The organism is Methylophaga sp. (genome assembly GCF_048266885.1).
In the GTDB taxonomy this organism is placed as follows: domain Bacteria; phylum Pseudomonadota; class Gammaproteobacteria; order Nitrosococcales; family Methylophagaceae; genus Methylophaga.
In genome coordinates, this window is sequence record NZ_JBLWYR010000015.1 from 62,040 (window position 1) to 84,853 (window position 22,814).

Below are 22,814 nucleotides of genomic sequence, written 5' to 3' on the forward strand. Positions count from 1 at the left end.
ACTCATGACTTACTCCACCTATTGAAGTTTAAGTCAGGGTAACAATGCGTAACTGAACTGCGACTGAATGACGGATTATTTTTGCGTCAAACTTCTAACATTCTGCCCATTGCTTATCGAGACGTTTGGCTGAAACGGGGTAGGCGGTGCCGATTTCCTGAGCAAATACCGAAATACGAAATTCCTCAATCATCCAGCGATATTGCTGCATCGCTTCATTATCGGCGCGGTTGATATTATTCAGATATCGTTGCCAATAGGCTTGAACTTCCATTTGGCGTTGACGATCTTTGGTCGGATCGGTTTTGAGTTTATCTAGACGTGCGCCTATGGCACGAAAATATGCCGGCAAACGCTGAAATGCTTCATCGGGGGTGTGATGCACAAATCCCTGATACAGCAAATAAGCTAATTGTTCGCGGATATCTTTAACGGCATGCATTGCTGCCAATGGAATATTTCCAGATAGACGTTTGGCGATGGCATGATATTCACTTAATGGCTCAGCGATCAGTCTGGCAAGTTGATTGGCTATATTGATGAGTTCACTGCTGCGTTGTTGCAGGCGTTGTTCAAATTGTTGTTTGTCACGCGGCCAATCCTGATCTTTCAAAAAACACCGATCAAAGGCCACCGCAATCAAATCCTGTTTCAGCTGTTCGCAGGGAGTAATTTGCTGAGTTTTTTTCTCTTCAAATGGTGCAGCCGGCACATTGGCATAATGCAGACACATCTTTTGGATATCGGGCAGATTTTTTTGTAGATATTTAACTTTATCTTTCTCGGCCAACATAAACAGTCTTCTTAGCCCGATAGCCGAAAACATTTTTGCTTGTTGCAGCGTATCCATTAGCGTGAGATCAACATGCTCTCCACGATCGACCAGAGCAGGATAGGCCGTCATTTCTAGCCCATTTTGCTGCATCACAATCTGTTCAGGAAAACTGTCAAATTCCCAACCGGTCATCTCAGATTTTTCATATTCTGAATCAGGTAACTGGCGGAAACTAGCTGCTGCTTCTTTAGACCAATCCTGTTTTAACTGATTTAAATCTCGACTCTCAGCCAGCAACTCTCCTTGTTCATCAACCAGTTTGAAATTCATTTTCAAATACAAAGGCAGATCTTCCAAACGCCATTCATTAGGTTTGATTTCCACGCCAGTCATTTTGCGCAGTTGTTCGCTTAATGTTGGTAATAATGCGCCTTCATATGGCGTGAGCGCTTTAAGGCAACGATCAGCATAATCAGGAACTGGAATAAAATGTCGGCGTAGGGATTTTGGTAGGCTTTTTAAAAGAAAAATCACCTTGTCACGTAATAAACCCGGCACTAACCATTCGTAACGTTCTGGATCGCTTTGATTAAGTAGAGACAACGGAATGGTTTGGGTAATACCGTCATGTTGTTTGCCGGGTTCAAAATGATATTCCAGTGGCAGTGGCACACGATTCACTAGCAACTGATCTGGATAACTATCGACGGTGACCTGATCAGCATTGTGTTGCATCAGAATTTCACGACTCAAAAACAGGCATTGCGGATCGTTTTTCTCAGCCTGTTTGCGCCATTTTTCGAACCCCTGGCCATTGATAATATCGCCGGGAATGCGTTGCTGATAAAACGCATACAAAGTATCTTCATCAACCAACACATCGCGGCGACGTGATTTTTGTTCGAGTAATTCTATTTCATTAACCAGCTGACGATTATGTTTGAAAAATTTGGCCTGGCAGTTGAATTCGCCATTGACCAAGGCTTCACGAATAAAGATTTCGTTGGAAGTAGGGCGATCCAACGGGCCATAATGAATCTTGCGACGATTAACAATTGGCAAACCATAGAGGTTGACACTTTCAAAGGCGACGACTTGTGCCGGTTTTTTTTCCCAGTGCGGATCGCTGTACTGGCGTTTAACCAAATCTTCGGCAATTGGCTCTATCCATTCGGGTTCTATTTTGGCGACAATCCGCGCATAAAGTTGACCGGTTTCGACCAGTTCTGCGGCAATGATCCATTTCGGACCTTTTTTATGCAGTGCCGAACCCGGAAAAATTTTCAGTTTCAGATTACGGGTACCTGCATAGCTGTGCTGATCGGCTTTCATCGCTACATTACTAAGAAGCCCACTGAGTAATGCTTGGTGAATGGATTGATAATCTGCCGGTTGTTGATTCGGCTTAAAATTCATCTGCGTGGTTTGCACATGCAACTGCTGATAGATGTCATGCCATTCACGTAATCGCAGATAGGACAAAAAGTTTTCTTTGCAGTATTTGCGAAACTTGTTTTGACTTAAGTGCTTTTGCCGGTCGTGGTACAGATCCCACAGTTTGATAAAGGCTAAAAAATCCGAGCGTTCATCTTTATATTTACTGTGCGCTTCATCTGCAGCTTGTTGTTTATCCATCGGCCTTTCACGCGGATCCTGAATGCTCAAGGCACTGGCAATCACCAGCACTTCATTTAAGCTGTTTTGATCATTTGCCGCCAGAATCATCCGGGCAATACGTGGGTCAATGGGTAATTTAGCCAGTTGGCGACCGATTTCGGTGATTTGCCGTTTGCCATCTACTGCATTAAGTTCTTCCAACAATCGATAGCCATCATTAATCATCTTCGGTGGTGGTGGATTAATAAACGGAAACTTTGCTGGATCGCCGAGTTTTAATGCAGTCATTTGCAAAATAACTGAAGCCAGATTGGTCCGTAGAATTTCAGGGTCAGTAAATGCGGGTCTGGCAGCAAAATCTTCTTCGTCATACAAACGAATACAAACCCCGGCAGCAACCCGTCCACACCGCCCGGAACGTTGATTGGCACTAGATTGCGAAATTTTCTCAATGGGTAACCGTTGTACTTTGTTACGTACACTGTATCGGCTGATGCGGGCTAGACCGGGATCGACCACATAACGTATGCCTGGAACCGTTAACGAGGTCTCAGCGACATTGGTTGCCAGAATAATCCGTCGCGGTCCGCCGGTTTTAAATACCCGATTTTGTTCGCTGGCCGATTGCCGAGCAAATAACGGCAGAATTTCGGTATTGGGTGGATGATGTTTACGCAGGGCTTCTGATACATCACGGATATCACGTTCGCCAGACAGAAAAATTAAAACATCTCCCGGTCCGACCCGACATAATTCATCGACCGCCTGAACAATGCCATCAATAAAATCTAAATCTTCACTGTCGTCATCACGGCTCAATAATGGTCGATAGCGAATTTCTACCGGATAGGTACGACCACTAACTTCTAATACCGGCGCTTTATCAAAATGTTCGGAGAACCTTGTGGTATCAATAGTCGCCGAGGTGATGATCAGTTTCAGATCAGGGCGTTTTGGCAGCAGTTGTTTGAGATAGCCCAGTAAAAAGTCGATATTCAGACTGCGTTCGTGGGCTTCATCAATAATCAGCGTGTCATATTGACTGAGAAACGGATCATTTTGTGTTTCAGCCAGCAAAATACCGTCAGTCATTAATTTGATGTAACTTTTATCGGCTTTTACTTGATCATGGAAACGCACTTTATAACCAACCACTTCGCCAATTTCTGATTTAAGTTCTTCAGCAATACGAGTAGCGACAGTGCGTGCCGCAATCCTTCTTGGTTGAGTATGTCCAATCATGCCACCAATACCACGCCCCAGATCTAAACAAATCTGTGGCAATTGAGTGGTTTTTCCCGAGCCGGTTTCACCACACAGGATAATTACCTGATGTTGTTGGATAGCTTTGGAAATATCATCACGACGCTCAATGACCGGTAGATTGGCATCTAATGTGGGCTTGGGAAGGTTTTCCAAACGTTGTTGATAACGTTGGTGAGAACGTTCAATTTGCTGTTGTAAGTTCAGCCATTCTTGTTCTGTAGCGGATTTTTTTTGCAGCTGCGAAAATCGCCGACGCAGTTTGTGCTGGTCGGCAATCATCGTATTTTTTAATTGTGCTTCAAGTTGTTGCTGTTGGTTGTTCACTGATATTCAATTTACTTGGACGCATCTAACTCGCCTTAAGGTTTTATATCTTCAAAGCAATTATGCAAACGGCTATGAGAGATTAATGGACCTTAAAGACTCCATGAAAGCGACAAAGTATATTTGAAATCGTTTTTACTGATCTCTTCTTCGGTTTCAGAATCGTACTCATTGGTCATGCCGACTTTTAACGCTACGCCAGCACGCTCATCTAAATCAAGTATCCAATCGAAAGATGTCACGTTACGATACGCATCAAATGAATCAAAGCTTGGGTAAAACGTATTGGCTAAGGCAAGGCGCTGCGCGTCATTTATGCGCCAGCGTGATTCAAGACCTAATAAACCCTCAGGGGTGAATTCCTGGCGTTCTCCGCCAAACGTTTTATTAAAACCCACACCTGAACGGCCAACGAATAAAAAGTCATCCGTGTTTGCAAACTCATAACCAAAACCGCCGTTGGCATTTACACGATAGTCATAATCTTTAAATCTATCGATCTCAAACCGGCCACCGGCAAAACGAAACCAAGGAGTCTCGGGTTGTAACCAGTCACGGTTAATTGAGGTAAAAAAGCTATTATCAGAAGTTTCTTCTTCTGATTTGGCATAAAAGTAACCAGTTCGACTATTAATACGGGTTTTTTCTGTGGCTAGATCAGCATTAAAAGCTACATTGACTTGGCTGTTATGCGATTTTCCGCGGCTACCTGCTAAACCTAAATCAAAACGCCTTTCCCAATCGGTTAACCAACCGGTACCTAATAGGCCATTATCTTCCGGCTCAACCTGAGCAATTTCGGCGGATTCTGGGGCGGGTTGAATAGTATTTTCACCTTCAGAAGGCGTCTGCTGAGCCAACGCTTCATAATCCGTTTTAATTTCCGAAACGGTATTGGTCTTAATAATCATCTCACCAAGGAGTTGATGCTTGATAGAGAGCGTTTCTTGATTGCGCTCTAACAAATCGCCTTGTAGGCGATCACCGTTGGTGAGAATTAACGTAACAGGAGCAGCATGGGAAAGGACAGGGGCCAACAAACAGATGAATACGATTTTTTTCAAAAACAAAATATGTTCCTATGGCTGAATTTTACAGCCATATACTAGCGATTACTGAGTCGAATGTCAGTGATAATTTACCGGGAATTTTTCTCTAAATTTCGGGAAGTATTAGCCAACAGGTTTTTATCTCGTATCGTTACCACTGGTAGAGAATCATTTTCGATAGATAAAGTCGGAATAAAGCGACCCGAGCTTAACAACCGTCGTTGTTAATATTCCCATCGGGCATCGTTGTGTTACAGAATTTAATCCCTCTGTCATGAACGCCTTTCATTGATGCACCTGTTAGGTCTGCACCAGTCATGTCGGAAAAAATTAAATGCGCACCATCCAGCGTAGCGTTTTTCAGATTAGCATCGTTTAATTGTGTGTAATCCATTAATGATTTACTAAGATCGGCCCCTTCAAGCTGTGCACCTTGCATCCGCGAATGGGTAAACCAGGCGCCTTTAGCATTTGCATTGGTGAGGATGATACCTTGGAGGTTGGCTTCACTCATGTCTGCACCTTCTAAATCATGATCTGCCAATGGAGCTTCACTTAAATTGCAATGGTGGCATTGATTTTGTTCAAGCAGCCGTTTCAAATAAACTTTATCGTAAGCATAGGCCGCAGTACTACATAAACTTAGGGCTGTGATAATCACCATTGATTTCATTGTGCTTCCCTCAACTTCATTGAATTTAAGTGTTAATCGTTCCAGCGATTTTCAAAAAATTGTTGGTTTAAAGGACGCCGTTGTCTTGCTTTTAGTTCCCGTTCTAACTCTTCAGCACTTATAGTATCGAGTGGGGCAGGGTAGCCAATAGCAATTACCGACCATAAGTTTACAGTTGCTGGAATGGATAAAGCTTCACGTAATTTATCAGCGTCGAAGCCGCCCATTTGATGCGACATTAGACCTGCTGAAGTCGCTTGTAGACACAGATTAAGACTGGCTGCACCAGTATCGTAACCGTTCCAGCGATTTTCACTGTCATTGTGGGTGAACGTAGGCAACGAACAGGTCACAATTAATAAAGGCGCATTAACCGCCCAGCTTTGATTACCTGGAGCTAAACAATCTAGAGTCTGTAGCCAGGCTGTTTCATCTTTGAATTTATTACAAATAACATAACGCCATGGGGCTTCGCCGTAACAGGAGGGGGCCCATAAAGCGGCTTCACAAAGCGCTGTTATTATGTCGTCCTGAACAACCTGTGAAGGGTCATACGCTTTACCACTCCAACGTTCTGCAATGACAGAAGTGAGCTTTTGTTCTGTTTCAGCGGGTTTTTGAATCATTTGGTCGTCCTGGTTAGCTAAATGATTTAATTAACGAGGTAATTCAATACGCGGTTTTTCTGCCGGACGATAAAAACCGCCAATATGCCCAATGACCATCACTAGATCCGCTTTGGTTTTTTCGGCAATTTCATCAAGCATCTGCTTGCGATCAGCCCTTTCTTGTCCGCTGACTCGCACTTTAATCAGCTCATGAAACGCCAGGGCGTTTTCAATTTCAATCATTACGTTTTCAGTAAGACCCGCGTTACCTATCATTACAACGGGTTTTAACGGATGGGCCAATCCTTTCAGATATCGACGTTGTTTATCATTGACTGCCATGAGGAGAGCTACCTGTATTAAAATGCCGTGATTATATCAGGATAGTTTCATGACTAAACATAAGTTCACCGTTACCGCAGCACGTGGCATGTTGCCGCTGCTCGAAGAAGAACTCAAACAAATCGGTATTAAACAATACAAAACTGAGGCGGGTAGCATCCGTTTTATCGGCAGTCTCAAAGAAGCCTATCAAGTGTGTTTGTGGTCGCGGGTTGCGGTGAGGGTCTTAATGCCAATCGCACATTTCACCGCCGAAACTACCGATCAGCTTTATAACGGTATTAAAGAACTGGCCTGGGAAGAGCACATTGATGCTGAAGACACAACCTTGGCAATTGATTTCAATAGTTTCCGTTCAAAAATTCATCACACACAATTTGGCGCGCAGAAAGTCAAAGATGCCATCGTAGATCGGTTACGCGATTTGTTTGGTACCAGACCATCAGTCGATTTGCATCAACCGGATCTGCGGGTCAACGTCTATCTCAAACATAACCAGGCGATTGTCAGTTTAGATTTGTCCGGTGAAAGTCTGCACAAACGTGGCTATCGCGTAAGTCAAACCAATGCGCCGATAAAAGAACATTTGGCAGCAGCCATATTACTTTCGGCTGAATGGCCAAAGCTTGCCCGAGAAGGTTGGGCATTACTGGATCCAATGTGTGGTAGTGGTACGTTTCTGATTGAAGCAGCGTTGATGGCTGCGGACATTGCACCCGGTTTGCAGCGTGATTATTTTGGTTTTCTTTATTGGAAACAGCACGATAAAGCAGCTTGGCAACAATTAAAGGCCGATGCCGAAAGACGACGTTTAAGCGGTCTGGCACGTTTGCCGATGATCATGGGTGGCGATCAGGATAAAACCTCCGTGACTGCGGCCCAGGCTAATATTGAAGCAGCAGGCCTCAGTGACCGCATTCAGGTCACTCATCGGGACTTGCAAAACTGGGCTACCGTCGCACAAACTTTGCCAGAAGTCGGATTATTAGTCTCGAATCCGCCTTATGGACAGCGTATAGGTGATACCGCTTCTTTACATGATTTATACGAAGCGCTCGGCGATTTAGTGAATCATTCATTACCAGCATGGCGGACCACTATTATTACCGATAATGCTCAGCTGGGTAAGTTCACCGGTTTGACAATGTTTGACAGTAAACCGTTTGATAACGGGCCAATTGCCTGTGAAGTGTTGTCATATCGTGCGCCTAAGCCATTGCGTCGTGATGCCAAACCGGTACAGCAGGAAATGTCAGCTTCTCCATCACCCTGGGATAAAACCCCAAAAACCAAACCAAAACCGGTTGCCAATACCACAGCAGTGGAGAATTTGTCTGCTCAAGCTGAAATGTTTGCTAATCGATTGAAAAAGAACGTTCGCCATCTGGCGAAATGGGCACGCAAAAATCAACTGGATTGTTATCGTGTTTATGATGCCGATTTACCGGATTATGCTGTGGCCATTGATATCTATGGCGATTATGTACATGTGCAGGAATACGCCCCGCCAGCCGATATTGATCCGTTAAAAGCCAGTGAACGTCTGGATGAAGTGATGCACATCATTCCGGCGGTATTGGGAATGAGTAACGATAAAGTCGCGTTGAAATTACGTCAGAAACAACGAGGCTCCAATCAGTATGAATCACAGGCCGCTTTACGCCAGCGCTTTGAAGTACGGGAAAATGATCTGCGTTTCTGGATTAATCTGACGGATTACTTAGATACTGGCTTATTTTTGGATCATCGAATCACCCGACAAATGTTGGCTGAAACCAGTAGAGGCAAGGCGTTTTTAAATCTGTTTGCCTACACTGGCAGTGCAACGGTATATGCCGCTGCAGGCGGAGCAAAATCCACTACCACGGTTGATATGTCCAACACCTACCTGGGTTGGGCCAAAGATAATATGCAGTTGAATAACTTTGTTGGTGAACAGCATCAGTTTATTCGTGCAGACGTATTAGCTTGGTTAAACGAGCCAGCCACTCAGGAACTGCGTTTTGATTTGATTTTTGTCGATCCGCCGACCTTTTCCAATTCCAATAAAATGGAAGGGGTTTTTGATATTCAACGCGACTATATCGACATGCTGTACAAAGTTGCCAGAATGTTAAATCCTGGCGGTGAAATATTCTTCTCAACCAACCGTCGTGATTTCAAACTGGATACATCAGCATTAAAAGGGTTAGTGATAAAAGACATTAGCAAAACAACCTTGCCAATTGATTTTGAACGAAATTCAAAAATTCATTATTGCTGGAAAATACAAAAATCAGCTTGATGTATCGAGCGTGTCTTTAATTTCCTGCCACAAAGCTGCATAGGCTTTATTGACGGATGAATTTGCAGCAAAGGCAGCTAAAGGGGCTCTGACTTCACCCATTTTTTCTACCACAGCGGCATAGGGAATAGCCGTTTGTAAGCCATGTTTTAGCATCTTGGGCGGATGAGCCAGCATCACCCGATGCAGACTACGACGTCGATCCGCCATGGTGAAAAATGCATGAAGCCGTTTCGGTTTAAGATTATTTTCTTTAAAAAAGTCGCGTGTCTGTTCAAATGTTCGCATAGATAAATGACTTGGGATAATCGGCACATAAATCGCATCTGCTGCAGCAAACATCTGTTCAGTTAATTCAGAAAAACTGGGCGGACAGTCGAGCACTATCAACGAATAGCTTTCACCAAACGGCGCTAATAATTTGGCCAGTTGATTTTTATTATCTCCCGCTTTTGCGAGATCCAAATCCATTTGGCGAAATGAAAAATCGGCTGGAATGATATCCAGTGATGGATAGTCGGTATTTTTAACTAATTCACCAATTGGCGTTTTGCCTGACAACAGTTTTTTTGCTTCCGCTTTAGACTTACTTTTGCGTTGCAATAACCAGCTGGCAGCACCTTGCGGATCTAAATCCCAAAGTAATGTAGGGATTCCTTCATTGGCTGCCTGCCAGGCAATATTAACCGCTGAGGTGGTTTTGCCCACGCCACCTTTTAAATTAAAAAATGCAATGATCTGCATGATTAATTGAGTTTCGCTAATTCTTCCAGAAGGGCATTCTGTGCGCTAATCATTTCATCACCTTCATTGCGTTCAGCTCGATGATAACGACCATCGGCGGATAAAATCCATGCCTGAGTATTATCGGCGAGGTACAGATTCAAATCGTCAATAATACGCTTCTGCAGACGTTTAGATTCAATTGGGAAGCAGGTTTCAACACGGCGTAACAAGTTACGTTTCATTAAGTCAGCACTGCCTGCCCAAACTTCAACTTCACCCCCATTTTCAAAATAAAATACTCGGGTATGTTCTAAAAATCGACCAATGATGCCACGTACCTGAATATTTTCCGAAACGCCTGCAACACCTGGTTTTAGGGTACAAATACCACGCACAATCAAATCGACTTTAACGCCGGCAATTGATGCTCGGTATAACGCATGAATCATTTCCGGTTCAACTACAGCGTTGACCTTAATGATGATATGGGCAGGTTTACCAGCTTCTGCGTGAGCAATTTCCCGATCAATTTTATCCAACAAGCCCTGGTGTAGATTGAATGGTGCATGCATTAATTTGTGCATTTTGGGGATTTTGCCAAGGCTGGTCAGTTGAATAAATAAATTATTAACGTCTTCGCCTATTTGCTTGTCCGAAGTCAGCAAACCGTAATCGGTATAAATACGTGAAGTATTACGATGATAGTTACCGGTTCCCAAATGCACGTAACGACGTAATTTATTGTTTTCACGACGCAGAATGAGCAGCATTTTGGCATGGGTTTTATAACCCACAATGCCGTATACAACATGGGCGCCTGCCTGTTGTAACTTGGAGGCTAAGGCGACGTTGGCTTCTTCATCAAAACGCGCTCGAAGCTCAATAACTACTGTAACTTCTTTACCGGCATGCGCCGCGGCAACCAGTGCATCAACAATCGGGGAAATAGCCCCAGTACGATACAAAGTTTGTTTTATAGCCAGCACACTGGAATCAGCCGCAGCCTGTTTGATGAGGTCAATGACAGGAGTGAATGATTGATAAGGATGATGCAACAACACATCTTTTTGCTTTAACAAACCAAAGATATCGGCATCAGACGTTAACCCGTTGGGACGTCCTTGGGTAAATGGTTTGAACTTCAGATCAGAACGTTCGACGATAGAGTGCAATGCTTGCAGACGGCTTAAATTTACTGGTCCGTTGACCAAATACACGTTTTCCTGCTGCATTGCACATTGGTCACGTAAGAAATTAACCATTTCTTCAGGACAGTTATGAGCAATCTCAAGCCGTACTTCGTCACCATAATTACGATGAGTCAATTCATCAGCGATGGTGGCCAGCAAGTCACTAGTTTCTTCAGTATCGATAGCCAGATCGCTATTACGCGTCACTCTAAATTGATAACAGCCTTTGATTTTCATACCAAAAAACAAATCATCAGCAAATGCGTGAATTATCGACGACAAAAACACAAAGTGATATTGGCCAGCTTCACACAATTCTGCAGGTAATTGAATCACCCGGGGTAATGCTCGCGGCGCCTGTAAAATGGCAAAACCAATATTACGGCCAAACGCATCTTTGCCATCCATGGAGACAATGAAATTTAAGCTCTTGTTGAGTAGACGAGGGAAGGGATGAGACGAATCTAACCCGATTGGGCTGAGGATAGGCTGGATTTCATCGCGAAAATATTGCTCAAGCCAAACACTGTGCTCTGTCGTCCACATAGGTCTAGGCAAGACCTTAATGCCTTCTTGCTCTAATAATGGTAACAACTCATTATTCAGCACTGAATATTGCTCATCGACTAACTCATGCGCACGGGCACTGATCAATCTCAAAGCCTCCTGAGCGCTAATTTGATCAGCTTCTAGGTAAGGATCACCAATCTCGATTTGTTGAATTAAGCCTGCCACGCGTACTTCAAAAAATTCATCCAGATTAGTGCTGGAAATACATAAATAATTCAGTCTTTCCAATAACGGCACACTAGGGTCAAGTGCTTGCTGTAATACGCGCCAATTGAACTCCAACAAACTCAGCTCACGATTTAGATAAAGCTCGGAGCTATTCAGATCAATTTGTGTTTCCATGTTTTCCATTTTGGTGACTTGATTTAGGGTTAATGATGTTTATATTCAGCGTGGTTTACGAGTGACAGTACGATTTCGTTTACCCCACAGCAAACTAAAGCGATTTGATGACAATCTGATGACAGCTTACCAGCGATATTTGTCATAGTTTTCTGGATTTGCCCAAAAACGACTGTTGAGCCAGTCGCGTTTCGGCTGATAATTTTCAATGGCATAACTGAAAACCTGTAATCCATCGCGGGTACCCGCTATGTGATGGAGTCCCATCGCGAGATAATCACTGAACTGCCAACCTTGCTTTTGCGCTTGCGCAGGATCGGCAATAAGAATGATATGCGGCGCATGTAAATTGCGTAAATAACCCAACCATTGTTGTCCTGCTTGTAACGGCAAGGTTTCCGTCAAATCACTGATTACCGCCAGATCTACACTGTGAATTTGCTGCAATTGGGATTGTTCAAATGGTGTTGTCAGTGCCTGTGATCTGGTATCTTGGCATTCGTTCAGGCATAGCTTGGCCGACTCTCCCGCAACCAATACAGATTGCGGTTCAAATTGCTGTATCAGTGTACTGAGCAGCGAAGACAATAAAACTGATTGATTCATGACTGACCAGCATAAAACATCTACCGAGTTCTGGAAACACAAACGTCTGGGACAGATGACACATACCGAGTGGGAAAGCCTTTGTGATGGCTGTGGACGTTGCTGTCTGCACAAACTCGAAGATGATGCCGATGGCCGTATGTATTACACCCGGGTGGCATGTGAATTACTGGATATTTCAACTTGTCGCTGTAAAGATTATGCTAATCGTCAAAAGACGGTGCCGGACTGTATTCAACTCAGTGTCGAGCAGGCACACTTTTTTGATTGGTTGCCCGATACCTGCGCCTATCGTCTTCTTGCTGAAGGCGAATCTTTACCCGAATGGCATCCCTTGATTACCGGTGATCCCCAATCTGTAATTGATGCAGGTATATCTGTTCGTAATGTGGCTATTAGCGAATCAGATGATATTGATTTAACTGAAGAGGTTATTGCGTTGCAGCCACCCGTTTACCCGCATGACGCCTGAAGAAAGCCGCGAATTCACCGCCCGCCTAGAACAAGCAGCATTGACGCTGCTTGAGATGGAAATTTACCGAAAACCTGATGATCTTGCTCGTCGTTTTGGTCTGCCACTGCCGGTAGTACGTTATTGGTGGCGTCAAACTGACGAAAAAACGCGTCCGGTTGATCAAAACAGTTTGTCGCCCCGTGAAGTTAAAGTTATTCGCAAAGCTACCCAAATGCTGGAAGGCTGGGAAAAAATTAAACGTTATCGTCCGCCATGCGGTGCACGCTTGCCAGGAGGCAAAAAGTGCAAAAGATCAGTTGCGATACGCCAGCCAGAAGCCTGGTCACTAGGTGCACTCGCAGATCGCTGCCGTCTTCACGGTGGCAATGCTCGGCGCATCATTCGTTCTAAAAAAGAGAACGATATAGAATGAGGGACTTATGCTTGAGACAACGGAAATTCTGAACAGATTACTGACACTGTGCAACGAGCAAAAAAGTGGCACCTTATTTTTAACAACAGCTGATAACAAAGCCTGCCATATTATTTTTGAACAGGGTCGTATTGAAGCGATGGCGTTTGGTTCGGTCAAAGGCATAGCTGTTGCCAATTTATTACCCAGATTATTGATTGAACGCACCAGCTTTAACAGTACACTGAGAATGCCATTAAGTGAGCGGGCGAATATTGAAGATCAGTCAGATATCTTTGCTGCCTTGGGTTTAAGACGTCAGCAGGCTGCAGAAACTGAAGTAACCAATACTGCAGCGAAAACCCCACGAATGTATCGCGGTCATCTCATCATTGATCAAGATCCTGTGCAAACACGACCAAAAACAGTCAAACCTATTGTTGAATCATCAGCTGATACAGCGCCGAAAAAAAGCAAAAGTAAACGCATCTATCGCGGTCAGGTCATTGAAGATTGAATTTATCCCACGAATTTGTCACATTGACTGCGCCAAAATCGTTAACATATCGCCACGTTACAGACTCCGGAATTCATCATGAGCAGCCTATCTCCCCAAAATCTCAATCGAGGTTTACTTGATTTTATTGATGCATCACCTACGCCATATCATGCGGTAGCGAATATGCAATCGGCGTTAATCGCCGCCGGTTATCAATCGCTTGATGAAAAAGACAGTTGGGGAAAGCTAGCGGCAGGTTGTTATTTTGTGACCCGCAACGACTCATCCATAATTGCTTTTAATCTGCCTGAACAAGCTATCGCCGAAGCAGGATTTCAAATGGTCGGGGCACATACCGATAGCCCGTGTTTAAAAGTCAAACCACAACCTGGCACAGTGAAACATTCATTCTGGCAGCTGGGAGTTGAAGTTTACGGTGGCGCTTTATTAAACCCGTGGTTTGATCGTGATTTATCAATGGCTGGGCGTGTCAGTTATGTGGATGCTGATAATCAATTACGTCACACACTAATTAATTTTAATAAACCGGTGGCGATTATTCCCAGTTTGGCGATTCATCTGGATCGGGAAGTTAATCAAAATCGCAGTATCAATCCGCAGCTGCATTTACCGCCAATAGTGTTGCAAACCGAAGAGGGTGATAAACCGGATTTTCGCGCGTTACTGGAACAACAACTGAGAGCAGAACATGGTGATCAGGTTGTCGGTAAAGTGCTGGATTATGAAATCTGCTTTTATGATACCCAACCCGCTGCTTTAGTCGGTCTTAATGAAGATTTTATCAGTGCCGCTCGGTTGGATAATTTACTCAGCTGCTATATTGGTTTGCAGGCATTACTAGCTGGCTCAAAAGACAAAGCGACTTTGTTGGTGTGTACCGATCACGAAGAAGTCGGTAGTGTGTCGACCAGTGGCGCGCAGGGTACATTTCTGCCTTCAGTGCTGCAGCGACTGGCACAAGACAATGAAAGCTTTCAACGCATGATTCAACAGTCATTATTGATTTCCGCTGATAATGCACACGGTATCCATCCAAATTATGCTGATCGTCATGATGCACAACATGGTCCGATTTTGAATAAAGGCCCGGTCATCAAAAGCAACGTCAATCAGCGTTATGCCACTAATAGCGAAACCAGTGCCCGGTTTCGACAGATTTGCGAACTGGCCGAAGTACCGCTTCAGGATTTCGTGGTTCGTACCGATATGGCTTGTGGCAGTACCATTGGTCCAATAACCGCCAGCAGCATAGGCGTAAAAACGTTGGATATTGGTGTGCCGACCTTTGCCATGCATTCAATTCGCGAGCTCGCTGGCAGCCGAGATACTTGGTATTTATACAGCGCGCTTAAACAATTTTTTAATTAAATCAAAGGAATATATAGCTTATGTCAGAAACAGTTGATGAGTTAACGGTTACCTATCAAGAAGGTGATGTCACCACAGTTAAAGAGTTGGATAAAGTTGTGCTGACCAAAGGCGCTTGGGCAACGGTGATGTTCCGTTATCAGGATCTGGATCGTAAAACTGGTGAATTTGGTCCGGACAAATATACAATTCGTCGCTATCAAAAACGCAATGGCGAGTATGGCCAACGTTCAAAATTCAATATTTCAAGTCGTGATCAGGCGCAACAAATCATTGAAGCGTTAACCCAATGGACCAAAGATTAACTAGAAAAAGCAGCCTATGAATAAGAGTTTATTGACTAATCTCTGCGCCGCCGTCGTGGTTGGCGTAGGTTTATTGCTTGATTCACCCTGGCGTGAACCCGTATTAGCCACAGGAATGTTTGCCTTAGCCGGCGGTATAACCAATTGGCTGGCGATTCATATGCTGTTTGAAAAAGTGCCGGGATTATATGGTTCGGGTGTTATTACTGCGCGCTTTACCGAGTTTCGCACGGCGATTGAAAAACTGGTAATGGAGCAGTTTTTCAATCATCAGAGTCTGGATCGTTTTGTCAGTGAAATGCTGGATGATAAACGCGAAAATCAGCTCGATTTATCCGAGATCATTGATCAAACTGACCTGGATCCGGTGTTTGATAATCTGGTCGCCACCATTATGGAATCCTCTTTTGGCAGCATGTTATCTATGGTGGGTGGTGCCAAGGCGCTTAAACCCTTAAAAGAACCTTTTGTTCGCAAGATGCAACAATCACTCAATGATATTGCTCATAGCGAGCATTTTCAGCAGCACCTGCGAGAAAAACTCAGTACTGGGCCGGTTAGTGATGATTTATATCGGCAGATTTACGCCATCGTACATAGTCGACTGGATGAACTTACTCCGCAAATGGTCAAACAAATGATTCAGGATTTGATCCGTCAGCATCTGGGCTGGTTGGTTGTCTGGGGTGGTGTTTTTGGTGGTTTGATAGGATTGCTGACCAGCTTTTTACCGTTGTGAACATTTGGACTGAGAATAATTGCCGCTTATGTGCTGCGCCAGTCGTTTTTTATCAACACTGGCGCGGTCGCGACTACTGGCAATGCGATGAATGTCATTCAGTGCAGATGGATAAACAGCATCTGCCAGATCGTGAAAGTGAAATAGCGCTGTACCTAACCCATGAAAATGATGTTGATGATCCTCGATATCAGCAGTTTGTATCGCCAATCACTGAGGCCATCCTAAGCCAAATACCGACAGATAAAATTGGTCTGGATTTTGGCGCAGGCCCAGGGCCGGTTATCAGTGAAATTCTCACGGAAAACGGCTATCAAACGAAGCTTTACGATCCGGTTTTTCATCCGGATAACAGCGTGTTATCCCAGCAATATGATTTTATTATCTGCTGTGAAGTCATGGAACATTTTCATCAACCAGCGGTTGAATTTGCCCGGCTTAAATCGTTATTAAAATCGGGTGGAAAATTGTTTTGTATGACACAACTGTTTGATGAAACTATCGATTTTGCCAAATGGCATTATAAAAACGATATAACCCATGTGTTTTTCTATCATCACGATAGTTTGCATTTCATTCAGAAACAATTTGGCTTTAGGTCAGTTGAAGCTAATCAACGATTAATTACTTTTATTAACTGAATTGTTCGCGAATAGCGGCAAGATGCTTTGCGGGTAATTCGATAAGCACGGTAACCGTATCGGTAAATTGCTGATCCACAATTCGCCCATGGATTTGTTTAAGCTGATATTCCAGCATCTGTAATTGGCTGTAATCAATCTGCAGCTTGAGTTGCGCCATTTCAACCCACGGCAGTTTCTCTGCTGCATCTATGGCTAGTTTAGCGGCATTTCCATAAGCTCGGGTCAGACCACCTGTGCCTAATTTTATACCACCGAAATAACGAACTACCGCAACTACGCTATTAATCAGCTCTTCACCCTGCAACGGTGCCAGAATCGGTCGACCAGCAGTACCTGAAGGTTCGCCCGCATCAAAAAATCGTTCGGTGATAAAGCCTTCTGGTACGCGGATCCGCCAAGCAAAAGCCAAATGATTGGCAGAAGCATGCTGAGCGGCTAATTGCCGTAGCTGTTTTAACGCCGACTGTTCACTATCACAGGGCATGGCAACGCCAATAAACCGTGATTTTTTTATTTCGTATTCGCTAGTTGACGGTGAGCGAAGTATAAAAAACTGGCTGGACATCTTATTTACTATAGGAAAATACAGCCTGACAATTTACCATATCGCCATCGTTTGCTCTTGATGCTTAGCCGAGCAATGTCTCATTCATCATCAATTAATCAGGTAACACAGTTTGTCAGAATTAAGTTTTGCAGTTGGCCAACGTTGGGTCAGCAACAGCGAGGCCGAGTTAGGTCTTGGCATCATCACCGAAGTCACCGGAAGACGAATTGAAATTTCCTTTCCGGCCGCAGAAGAACAGCGCAGTTATGCCGCCAATAATGCACCGTTGAGTCGGGTGGATTATCCGCTGGGCGAACAGATAAAAACGCGTAACGGACAAGTTTTTACTGTTAGCGAAAAACATCCTTTAAATGGCTGTGTGATCTATCAAGGAGAAACCGCTGACGGTGAAGCTGTCAGCATCCATGAAATGGATCTGGATAGCTTTGTGCAATTCAGTCAGGCCACTGATCGTTTATTTGCCGGACAAATAGACAAAAACCGTCAGTTTCAATTACGTCTTAGAACCCATCAGTATTTCCATCGTTTACATCAATCACCGGTATTTGGACTGTTAGGCGCACGGGTGCAATGTTTGCCGCATCAGTTTTACATTGCCTCACAAATGGCTAATCGTATTTCTACCCGTGTATTGCTGGCCGATGAAGTGGGGTTGGGAAAAACCATTGAAGCCGGCTTGATTATGCATCAGCAAATTATGCAGGGTCGTGCCAGTCGTGTGTTAGTGATCGTTCCCTCAGCACTGGTGCATCAATGGTTGGTTGAAATGCTGCGACGTTTTAATTTGGCCTTTACGGTGATTGATGCTGAGCGTTATGAAGCGCTGGTTGAATTAGACGAAGACAATGCATTTGATAGCGCGCAATTAGTCTTAACTGATTTACAGACGCTAGAAAATCATCCAGAAATGCAAACAGATGTATTGCAGGCGAGCTGGGATATGTTGGTGGTTGATGAAGCCCATCATCTGCAGTGGCATGTCGATCAGAGCAGTGAGGGATATCAACTGGTTGAAAAATTGGCCGCGCAAATTGCCTCAGTCCTATTGTTAACTGCTACACCAGAACAATTGGGTATGGATAGTCATTTTGCTCGTTTGCGGTTGCTGGATCCGGATCGCTATTATGATTTAGTCCAGTTTCGGCAGGAACAGCAGAAATATCAGCAGATAAGTCTATTGCTAGATCAATTGATGGCAGTTGAATCCGCCAGTGAATTTGCTGCTAACAAAAGCTTAAAAAAGGATTTAGCAGACTATTTGGATAAAACGCTGCTAAAAGCGCTCGGTTCTGAGGATGAATTTGAAGCATCACGCGAACAAGCCAAACAACAATTCCTCGATCAATTTGGCACTGGACGAATTTTATTCCGTAATACGCGCGACACGGTTAAAGGCTTCCCAGAGCGGAAGCTAACAACCTATCCTCTGGAATTTCCAGAGCAATTTTTGCCCGACAGCAATAGCGAACTTACTCAGTTAGTACAACCCGAAACGCTATTAGGCGAAAACTGGCTAGAACTGGATCCGCGAGTAGATTGGCTGGTTGATTGGTTAAAACAACATCGCGGAGAAAAAACCTTATTAATTACCGCCAATGCCGAAACCGCTCAGCAGCTGGAATTGCACCTGCGGCTGCTACATGGTGTGCGTAGCACCGTGTTCCATGAACAGATGACCCTGATTAACCGTGATCGAGCCGCCGCATTTTTCGCCGATGATGAAGAGGGGGCACAAATCCTGATCTGCTCAGAAATTGGCAGTGAAGGCCGTAACTTTCAGTTCTGTTCGTATTTAGTGTTATTTGATTTGCCGCTGAACCCGGATCTGTTGGAACAACGTATTGGTCGATTGGATCGTATCGGCCAACGTAATACCGTCAATATCGTCTTGCCGTTTTATCAAGATACCGCACAAGAATTATTATTGGATTGGTACCAGCAAGGTTTAAATGCTTTTGAATCCGTATGTAAGACTGGGTCGGCTCTGCGTGAACAATTTGCTGAAGCGTTAGAAAAGTGTCTGCACAAACCTGCCGACAAAAAAGCCTTTGCCAAATTGCTTAAAGACACACAAAAGTCAGAGCAGCAACTGCGTGAAAATCTCAGCCAGGGTCGAGATCGATTATTAACATTAAATTCCTATGATGAATTAGCCGCAAAAGAGATATTGATGCAGGTGGATGATGCCAGCAGCCCATTGGAACTGGCAGCTTTTATGGATGATTTCTTTGATGCATACGGTGTGGAGCAACAAGCTCATAGCGCTGACAGCATAATTTTGCAACGTGGTGATGAGCTGCGCAGTGATGAAATTGACCTTCCAGAAGATGGTTTAACGGCCACTTATCAACGCGCCAGAGCGTTATCACGTGAAGATATGGCCTTTTTGAGCTGGGAACATCCGTTAGTGTTATCGGCAATGGATGCTGTGATCAGTTCAGATCTGGGCAATACCGCATTTTGTCAGTTAAAAAGTAATCTGGTGCCGGCCGGAAGTCTGTTAATGGAAGTGGCATTTGTAATGCATTGCCCAGCCCCTAAACACTTCAATATCACTCGGTTTATACCTGAATCATATCTACGGGTCGTCATAGACGAGAAAGGCCGCCGTTTAGAAGAACAGTTGCCTGAACAGGAAATGAATCAACTTGCCGGACGAATTCCAAAACATACCGCCCAACAGATGGTGCAGGTGGCCAGATCTCGAATTGATGATTTAATTGATGTCAGTAAAAAAATGGCAAAAAAACATCAAAAACAATTGATCGAACAAGCGATCGATAAAATGACCGAGCTGACCGATCATGAGTTGCATCGGCTGCAGCATCTTGCTGAAAAAAACACCCATATCAAACCGGCAGAAATTGAAGCGATGCAGTCACAACAGCAACAGTTAAAACAGTATTTGCAACAGGCCGAATTGAAATTGGATGCGTTGCGCTTAATCATCGTGACAGAAGCGGAGTGATCTGCCAAAGTCACCAATGAAAATTTTACGGAGTAGGGTTTTGATTAAACGTTTGTTACCTCCTTTGCTTGTTGTGGCATTGGCCATCGTAATATTCACTACGTTGATCAGTACTCGTCCCCAGGCTCCAGTTCAGGAACGTCCGGTACAAGGTGTATTGGTGGATACTCAGCAGATTGTTTTTGCTGCATTATCACCAACATTAACGTTATATGGACGCCTTGAAGCGCCGCAAATGGCTAATTTGCGTGCTGCGGTGACCGCCGACGTTGCTGAGGTTTATGTGTTCGATGGCGAATATGTCGAACAGGGCGACGTGCTTATTGAACTGGATCCTCGTGAAGCTGAATTGGCAGTACAACAGGCCGCTGCTGAACTGGCGTTAATTGACGCGCAGATTGATGCAGAAGCATCCCAACTGAAACGCAATGAAGCCCTGTTAGGCACCCAACAGCAACTAGTGGACTTAGCCAGAGCCGCAGTAAACCGGGCAGAAAAGTTACAACAAAGCAAGTTGTCATCACAGGCTTTATTGGATGAATCCGTCTCATTACAAGAGCAACAAAGCTTGGAGCTTAAACAAAGGCAGTTTGATATTCAGGATCATCCTATTCGAATTGCCCAGCTTCAAGCCAACCGCCAACAGGCTCAGGCACAGCTGGATCGTGCTGAACTTGATCTCAGCCGTACTGTTATCGAAGCCCCGTTTTCTGGAAGAATAACCAATCGGCAAATTGCTAAGGGCGATCGGGTGCAAATCGGCGATGCGTTAATGACGCTTTATGATATGCAGCAACTTGAGTTACGTGCCTCCATTCCACAGCGCTATCTGGCAGATATTTTTTCTGTGCTTGATACACAGCGATTGACCGCCACCGCCGATATTTCCGGTCAGCAATATGAATTTGAATTACAGCGACTCAGTGGTGAAGTGAATGCCAATGTCGCAGGTCGTGACGGATTGTTCCGCTTGCAAGGTGAACCCGGACCATTGGCAGCGGGACAATTTGTCAGTGCAACGCTTAGCTTGCCGGTTAGACAGAATACGGTCGCCATTCCTTACAGTGCTTTGTATGGGTTGGATCGGGTGTATCGGGTTCGTAATAATCAGCTTGAAGCAGTGCAAGTCACTAAAATCGGTGATTATTCTGATCAAGATGGTAAAAGTCGTTTGCTGATTCAAAGTGCAGCGTTGCAACAAGGCGACCAGATAATTACTACTCAACTACCTAATGCTATCAATGGTTTAGCTGTAACTGTTAAAGATGAATAATACGGTGAAACGCGACTTTATTGGCATCTTTGCTCAACATCGAGTCGCTGCCAATCTATTAATGATGGTGATGATCCTCGCCGGTCTTCTGTCATTAAGCCGTATTAACACTCAGTTTTTCCCTACCTTCGCGTTGGATATTATCACTGTCAGTATTGAATGGCGTGGCGCCAGTGCTGAGGACGTGGCTGAATCGATTACCCGGCAAGTGGAACAGGAACTTCGCAGTGTAGATTACGTAAAAAAGATGACTTCAACCTCATCGTACGGAATGTCACTGGTCACGCTCGAATTTATCGAAAAAAGTGATATGGGTCAGGCATTGGATCAGGTCAAGGACCGTATCGCTCAGATCCGTAATTTACCCACCGATAGTGAAGAGCCCGAGGTGACATTGGTCACCAATTATGAAAGTGTTGCACGTATTCTAATCACCAGTGAGACCGGCGACTTAGCGTCATTAAGACACCTTGCTCATGATATTGAACATGAACTTTTGGATCGTGGCATTTCACGGATCAATATCAGCGGACTGCCGTTAGAAGAAATCGCCATTCAGCTAGATAAAACCAAATTAGAAGCGCTGGGGCTGGACCTGGATCAAGTCGCTAATCGCATTGCCCAATTGAGCCAGGATTTACCTGCCGGTGAAATTGGCAATGATGAAAGTACCAGGCAGATCCGTAGTTTGGATCAGGGACGTGATGTGCAGGCCTTTGCCGAATTTGCTTTACAGTCCGATTTTGCTAATGGCCTTGTCAAATTAGAAGATGTGGCAACGATTGAACGACGACCTTTACGCAAACAGATGAGCCTGTTTTATCAAGGCCAACCGGCTATTGAGTTAGAGTTGCAACGCACCGAAAATGCCGATTCGTTGGAAAGTGCACGGGTACTCGAAAAGTGGCTGGATGAAAAAGCGGGCAGTTTTCCTGAAGGTGTTGAGCTAAAAGTATATGACGCCAGCTGGCAACTGATAAAAGAACGTATCAATTTGCTATTAAAAAATGGTCTGGGTGGTTTGTTGCTGGTATTGGGCATTCTGTTCCTGTTCCTTCATGGCCGAGTCGCATTCTGGGTAGCAGTCGGTATTCCGGTTTCGTTTATGGCGGCAATCGCGGTGTTATACGCACTGGGCGGCAGCATTAATATGATCAGTCTGTTTGGTCTGATTATGGCATTGGGTATTAT

General features: G+C 44.4%; 20 protein-coding genes. 11 read left to right on the forward strand and 9 right to left on the reverse strand.

Features of this window, described 5'->3' with window-relative positions:
* Positions 1–94: 94 nt before the first annotated feature.
* The 5 genes from hrpA to yhbY all read right to left on the reverse strand — a co-directional run bounded on the left by hrpA (position 95) and on the right by yhbY (position 6,654).
* A complete protein-coding gene (gene hrpA, locus ACN0V2_RS08960) occupies positions 95–3,982 on the reverse strand; it encodes an ATP-dependent RNA helicase HrpA (RefSeq protein WP_417550468.1) in 3,888 nt (1,295 codons plus the stop codon).
* A gap of 92 nt (positions 3,983–4,074) precedes the next feature.
* A complete protein-coding gene (locus ACN0V2_RS08965) occupies positions 4,075–5,046 on the reverse strand; it encodes a DUF481 domain-containing protein (protein WP_417550469.1) in 972 nt (323 codons plus the stop codon).
* A gap of 193 nt (positions 5,047–5,239) precedes the next feature.
* Positions 5,240–5,704: a pentapeptide repeat-containing protein gene (locus ACN0V2_RS08970; RefSeq protein ID WP_417550470.1), complete on the reverse strand. Its 465-nt coding sequence runs from the start codon at positions 5,702–5,704 to the stop codon at positions 5,240–5,242.
* Between the two features lie 32 nt (positions 5,705–5,736).
* Positions 5,737–6,330, reverse strand: coding sequence for a nitroreductase family protein (locus ACN0V2_RS08975; RefSeq protein ID WP_417550471.1), 594 nt, complete (start codon positions 6,328–6,330; stop codon positions 5,737–5,739).
* 30 nt (positions 6,331–6,360) lie between these two features.
* Positions 6,361–6,654, reverse strand: a complete 294-nt coding sequence (gene yhbY, locus ACN0V2_RS08980; RefSeq protein WP_417550472.1) for a ribosome assembly RNA-binding protein YhbY — start codon at positions 6,652–6,654, stop codon at positions 6,361–6,363.
* A 49-nt stretch (positions 6,655–6,703) separates the two neighbouring features.
* Between yhbY and rlmKL the strand changes: the two genes are divergently transcribed.
* Positions 6,704–8,938: a bifunctional 23S rRNA (guanine(2069)-N(7))-methyltransferase RlmK/23S rRNA (guanine(2445)-N(2))-methyltransferase RlmL gene (gene rlmKL / locus ACN0V2_RS08985; RefSeq protein ID WP_417550473.1), complete on the forward strand. Its 2,235-nt coding sequence runs from the start codon at positions 6,704–6,706 to the stop codon at positions 8,936–8,938.
* Here rlmKL and ACN0V2_RS08990 read toward each other — a convergent pair.
* The 3 genes from ACN0V2_RS08990 to ACN0V2_RS09000 all read right to left on the reverse strand — a co-directional run bounded on the left by ACN0V2_RS08990 (position 8,930) and on the right by ACN0V2_RS09000 (position 12,372).
* Entirely contained in the window at positions 8,930–9,682 is a 753-nt protein-coding gene (locus tag ACN0V2_RS08990; protein ID WP_417550474.1) for a ParA family protein, read from the reverse strand. The two genes, rlmKL and ACN0V2_RS08990, sit on opposite strands and share 9 nt — an antisense overlap.
* 2 nt (positions 9,683–9,684) lie before the next feature.
* Positions 9,685–11,766: a polyphosphate kinase 1 gene (gene ppk1 / locus ACN0V2_RS08995; RefSeq protein WP_417550475.1), complete on the reverse strand. Its 2,082-nt coding sequence runs from the start codon at positions 11,764–11,766 to the stop codon at positions 9,685–9,687.
* A gap of 126 nt (positions 11,767–11,892) precedes the next feature.
* Positions 11,893–12,372, reverse strand: a complete 480-nt coding sequence (locus ACN0V2_RS09000; RefSeq protein ID WP_417550476.1) for a DUF6231 family protein — start codon at positions 12,370–12,372, stop codon at positions 11,893–11,895.
* Here ACN0V2_RS09000 and ACN0V2_RS09005 point away from each other — a divergent pair.
* The 7 genes from ACN0V2_RS09005 (at position 12,371) to ACN0V2_RS09035 (ending at position 16,811) form a co-directional block, all read left to right on the forward strand.
* A complete protein-coding gene (locus ACN0V2_RS09005; RefSeq protein WP_417550477.1) occupies positions 12,371–12,844 on the forward strand; it encodes a YcgN family cysteine cluster protein in 474 nt (157 codons plus the stop codon). The genes ACN0V2_RS09000 and ACN0V2_RS09005 overlap by 2 nt on opposite strands.
* Complete coding sequence (locus tag ACN0V2_RS09010) at positions 12,834–13,259, forward strand: hypothetical protein (protein WP_417550478.1); 426 nt, start codon at positions 12,834–12,836, stop codon at positions 13,257–13,259. The genes ACN0V2_RS09005 and ACN0V2_RS09010 overlap by 11 nt, the downstream gene beginning before the upstream one ends.
* 7 nt (positions 13,260–13,266) lie before the next feature.
* Complete coding sequence (locus tag ACN0V2_RS09015; RefSeq protein ID WP_417550479.1) at positions 13,267–13,755, forward strand: hypothetical protein; 489 nt, start codon at positions 13,267–13,269, stop codon at positions 13,753–13,755.
* Positions 13,756–13,833: 78 nt separating this feature from the next.
* A complete protein-coding gene (locus tag ACN0V2_RS09020) occupies positions 13,834–15,126 on the forward strand; it encodes a M18 family aminopeptidase (protein ID WP_417550480.1) in 1,293 nt (430 codons plus the stop codon).
* A gap of 20 nt (positions 15,127–15,146) precedes the next feature.
* Positions 15,147–15,431: a hypothetical protein gene (locus tag ACN0V2_RS09025; protein WP_417550481.1), complete on the forward strand. Its 285-nt coding sequence runs from the start codon at positions 15,147–15,149 to the stop codon at positions 15,429–15,431.
* A 16-nt stretch (positions 15,432–15,447) separates the two neighbouring features.
* Positions 15,448–16,170 carry a DUF445 domain-containing protein gene (locus ACN0V2_RS09030; RefSeq protein ID WP_417550482.1) on the forward strand — a complete coding sequence of 241 codons (723 nt, stop codon included), beginning with the start codon at positions 15,448–15,450 and terminating at the stop codon, positions 16,168–16,170.
* The gene (locus tag ACN0V2_RS09035; protein WP_417550483.1) at positions 16,167–16,811 is read left to right on the forward strand and encodes a class I SAM-dependent methyltransferase; all 645 of its coding nucleotides are present in this window, start codon (positions 16,167–16,169) and stop codon (positions 16,809–16,811) included. The genes ACN0V2_RS09030 and ACN0V2_RS09035 overlap by 4 nt, the downstream gene beginning before the upstream one ends.
* Here the strand turns inward: ACN0V2_RS09035 and ACN0V2_RS09040 are convergent.
* Complete coding sequence (locus ACN0V2_RS09040) at positions 16,804–17,379, reverse strand: YigZ family protein (protein ID WP_417550485.1); 576 nt, start codon at positions 17,377–17,379, stop codon at positions 16,804–16,806. The genes ACN0V2_RS09035 and ACN0V2_RS09040 overlap by 8 nt on opposite strands.
* Before the next feature lie 112 nt (positions 17,380–17,491).
* Here ACN0V2_RS09040 and rapA point away from each other — a divergent pair, with 112 nt between their 5' ends.
* The 3 genes from rapA to ACN0V2_RS09055 form a co-directional block, all read left to right on the forward strand.
* Positions 17,492–20,350, forward strand: a complete 2,859-nt coding sequence (rapA, locus tag ACN0V2_RS09045; protein ID WP_417550486.1) for an RNA polymerase-associated protein RapA — start codon at positions 17,492–17,494, stop codon at positions 20,348–20,350.
* A gap of 40 nt (positions 20,351–20,390) precedes the next feature.
* Positions 20,391–21,623, forward strand: a complete 1,233-nt coding sequence (locus ACN0V2_RS09050; RefSeq protein ID WP_417550487.1) for an efflux RND transporter periplasmic adaptor subunit — start codon at positions 20,391–20,393, stop codon at positions 21,621–21,623.
* A partial coding sequence (locus ACN0V2_RS09055) for an efflux RND transporter permease subunit (protein WP_417550488.1) occupies positions 21,616–22,814 on the forward strand: 1,199 nt, incomplete at its 3' end. The genes ACN0V2_RS09050 and ACN0V2_RS09055, both read left to right, overlap by 8 nt.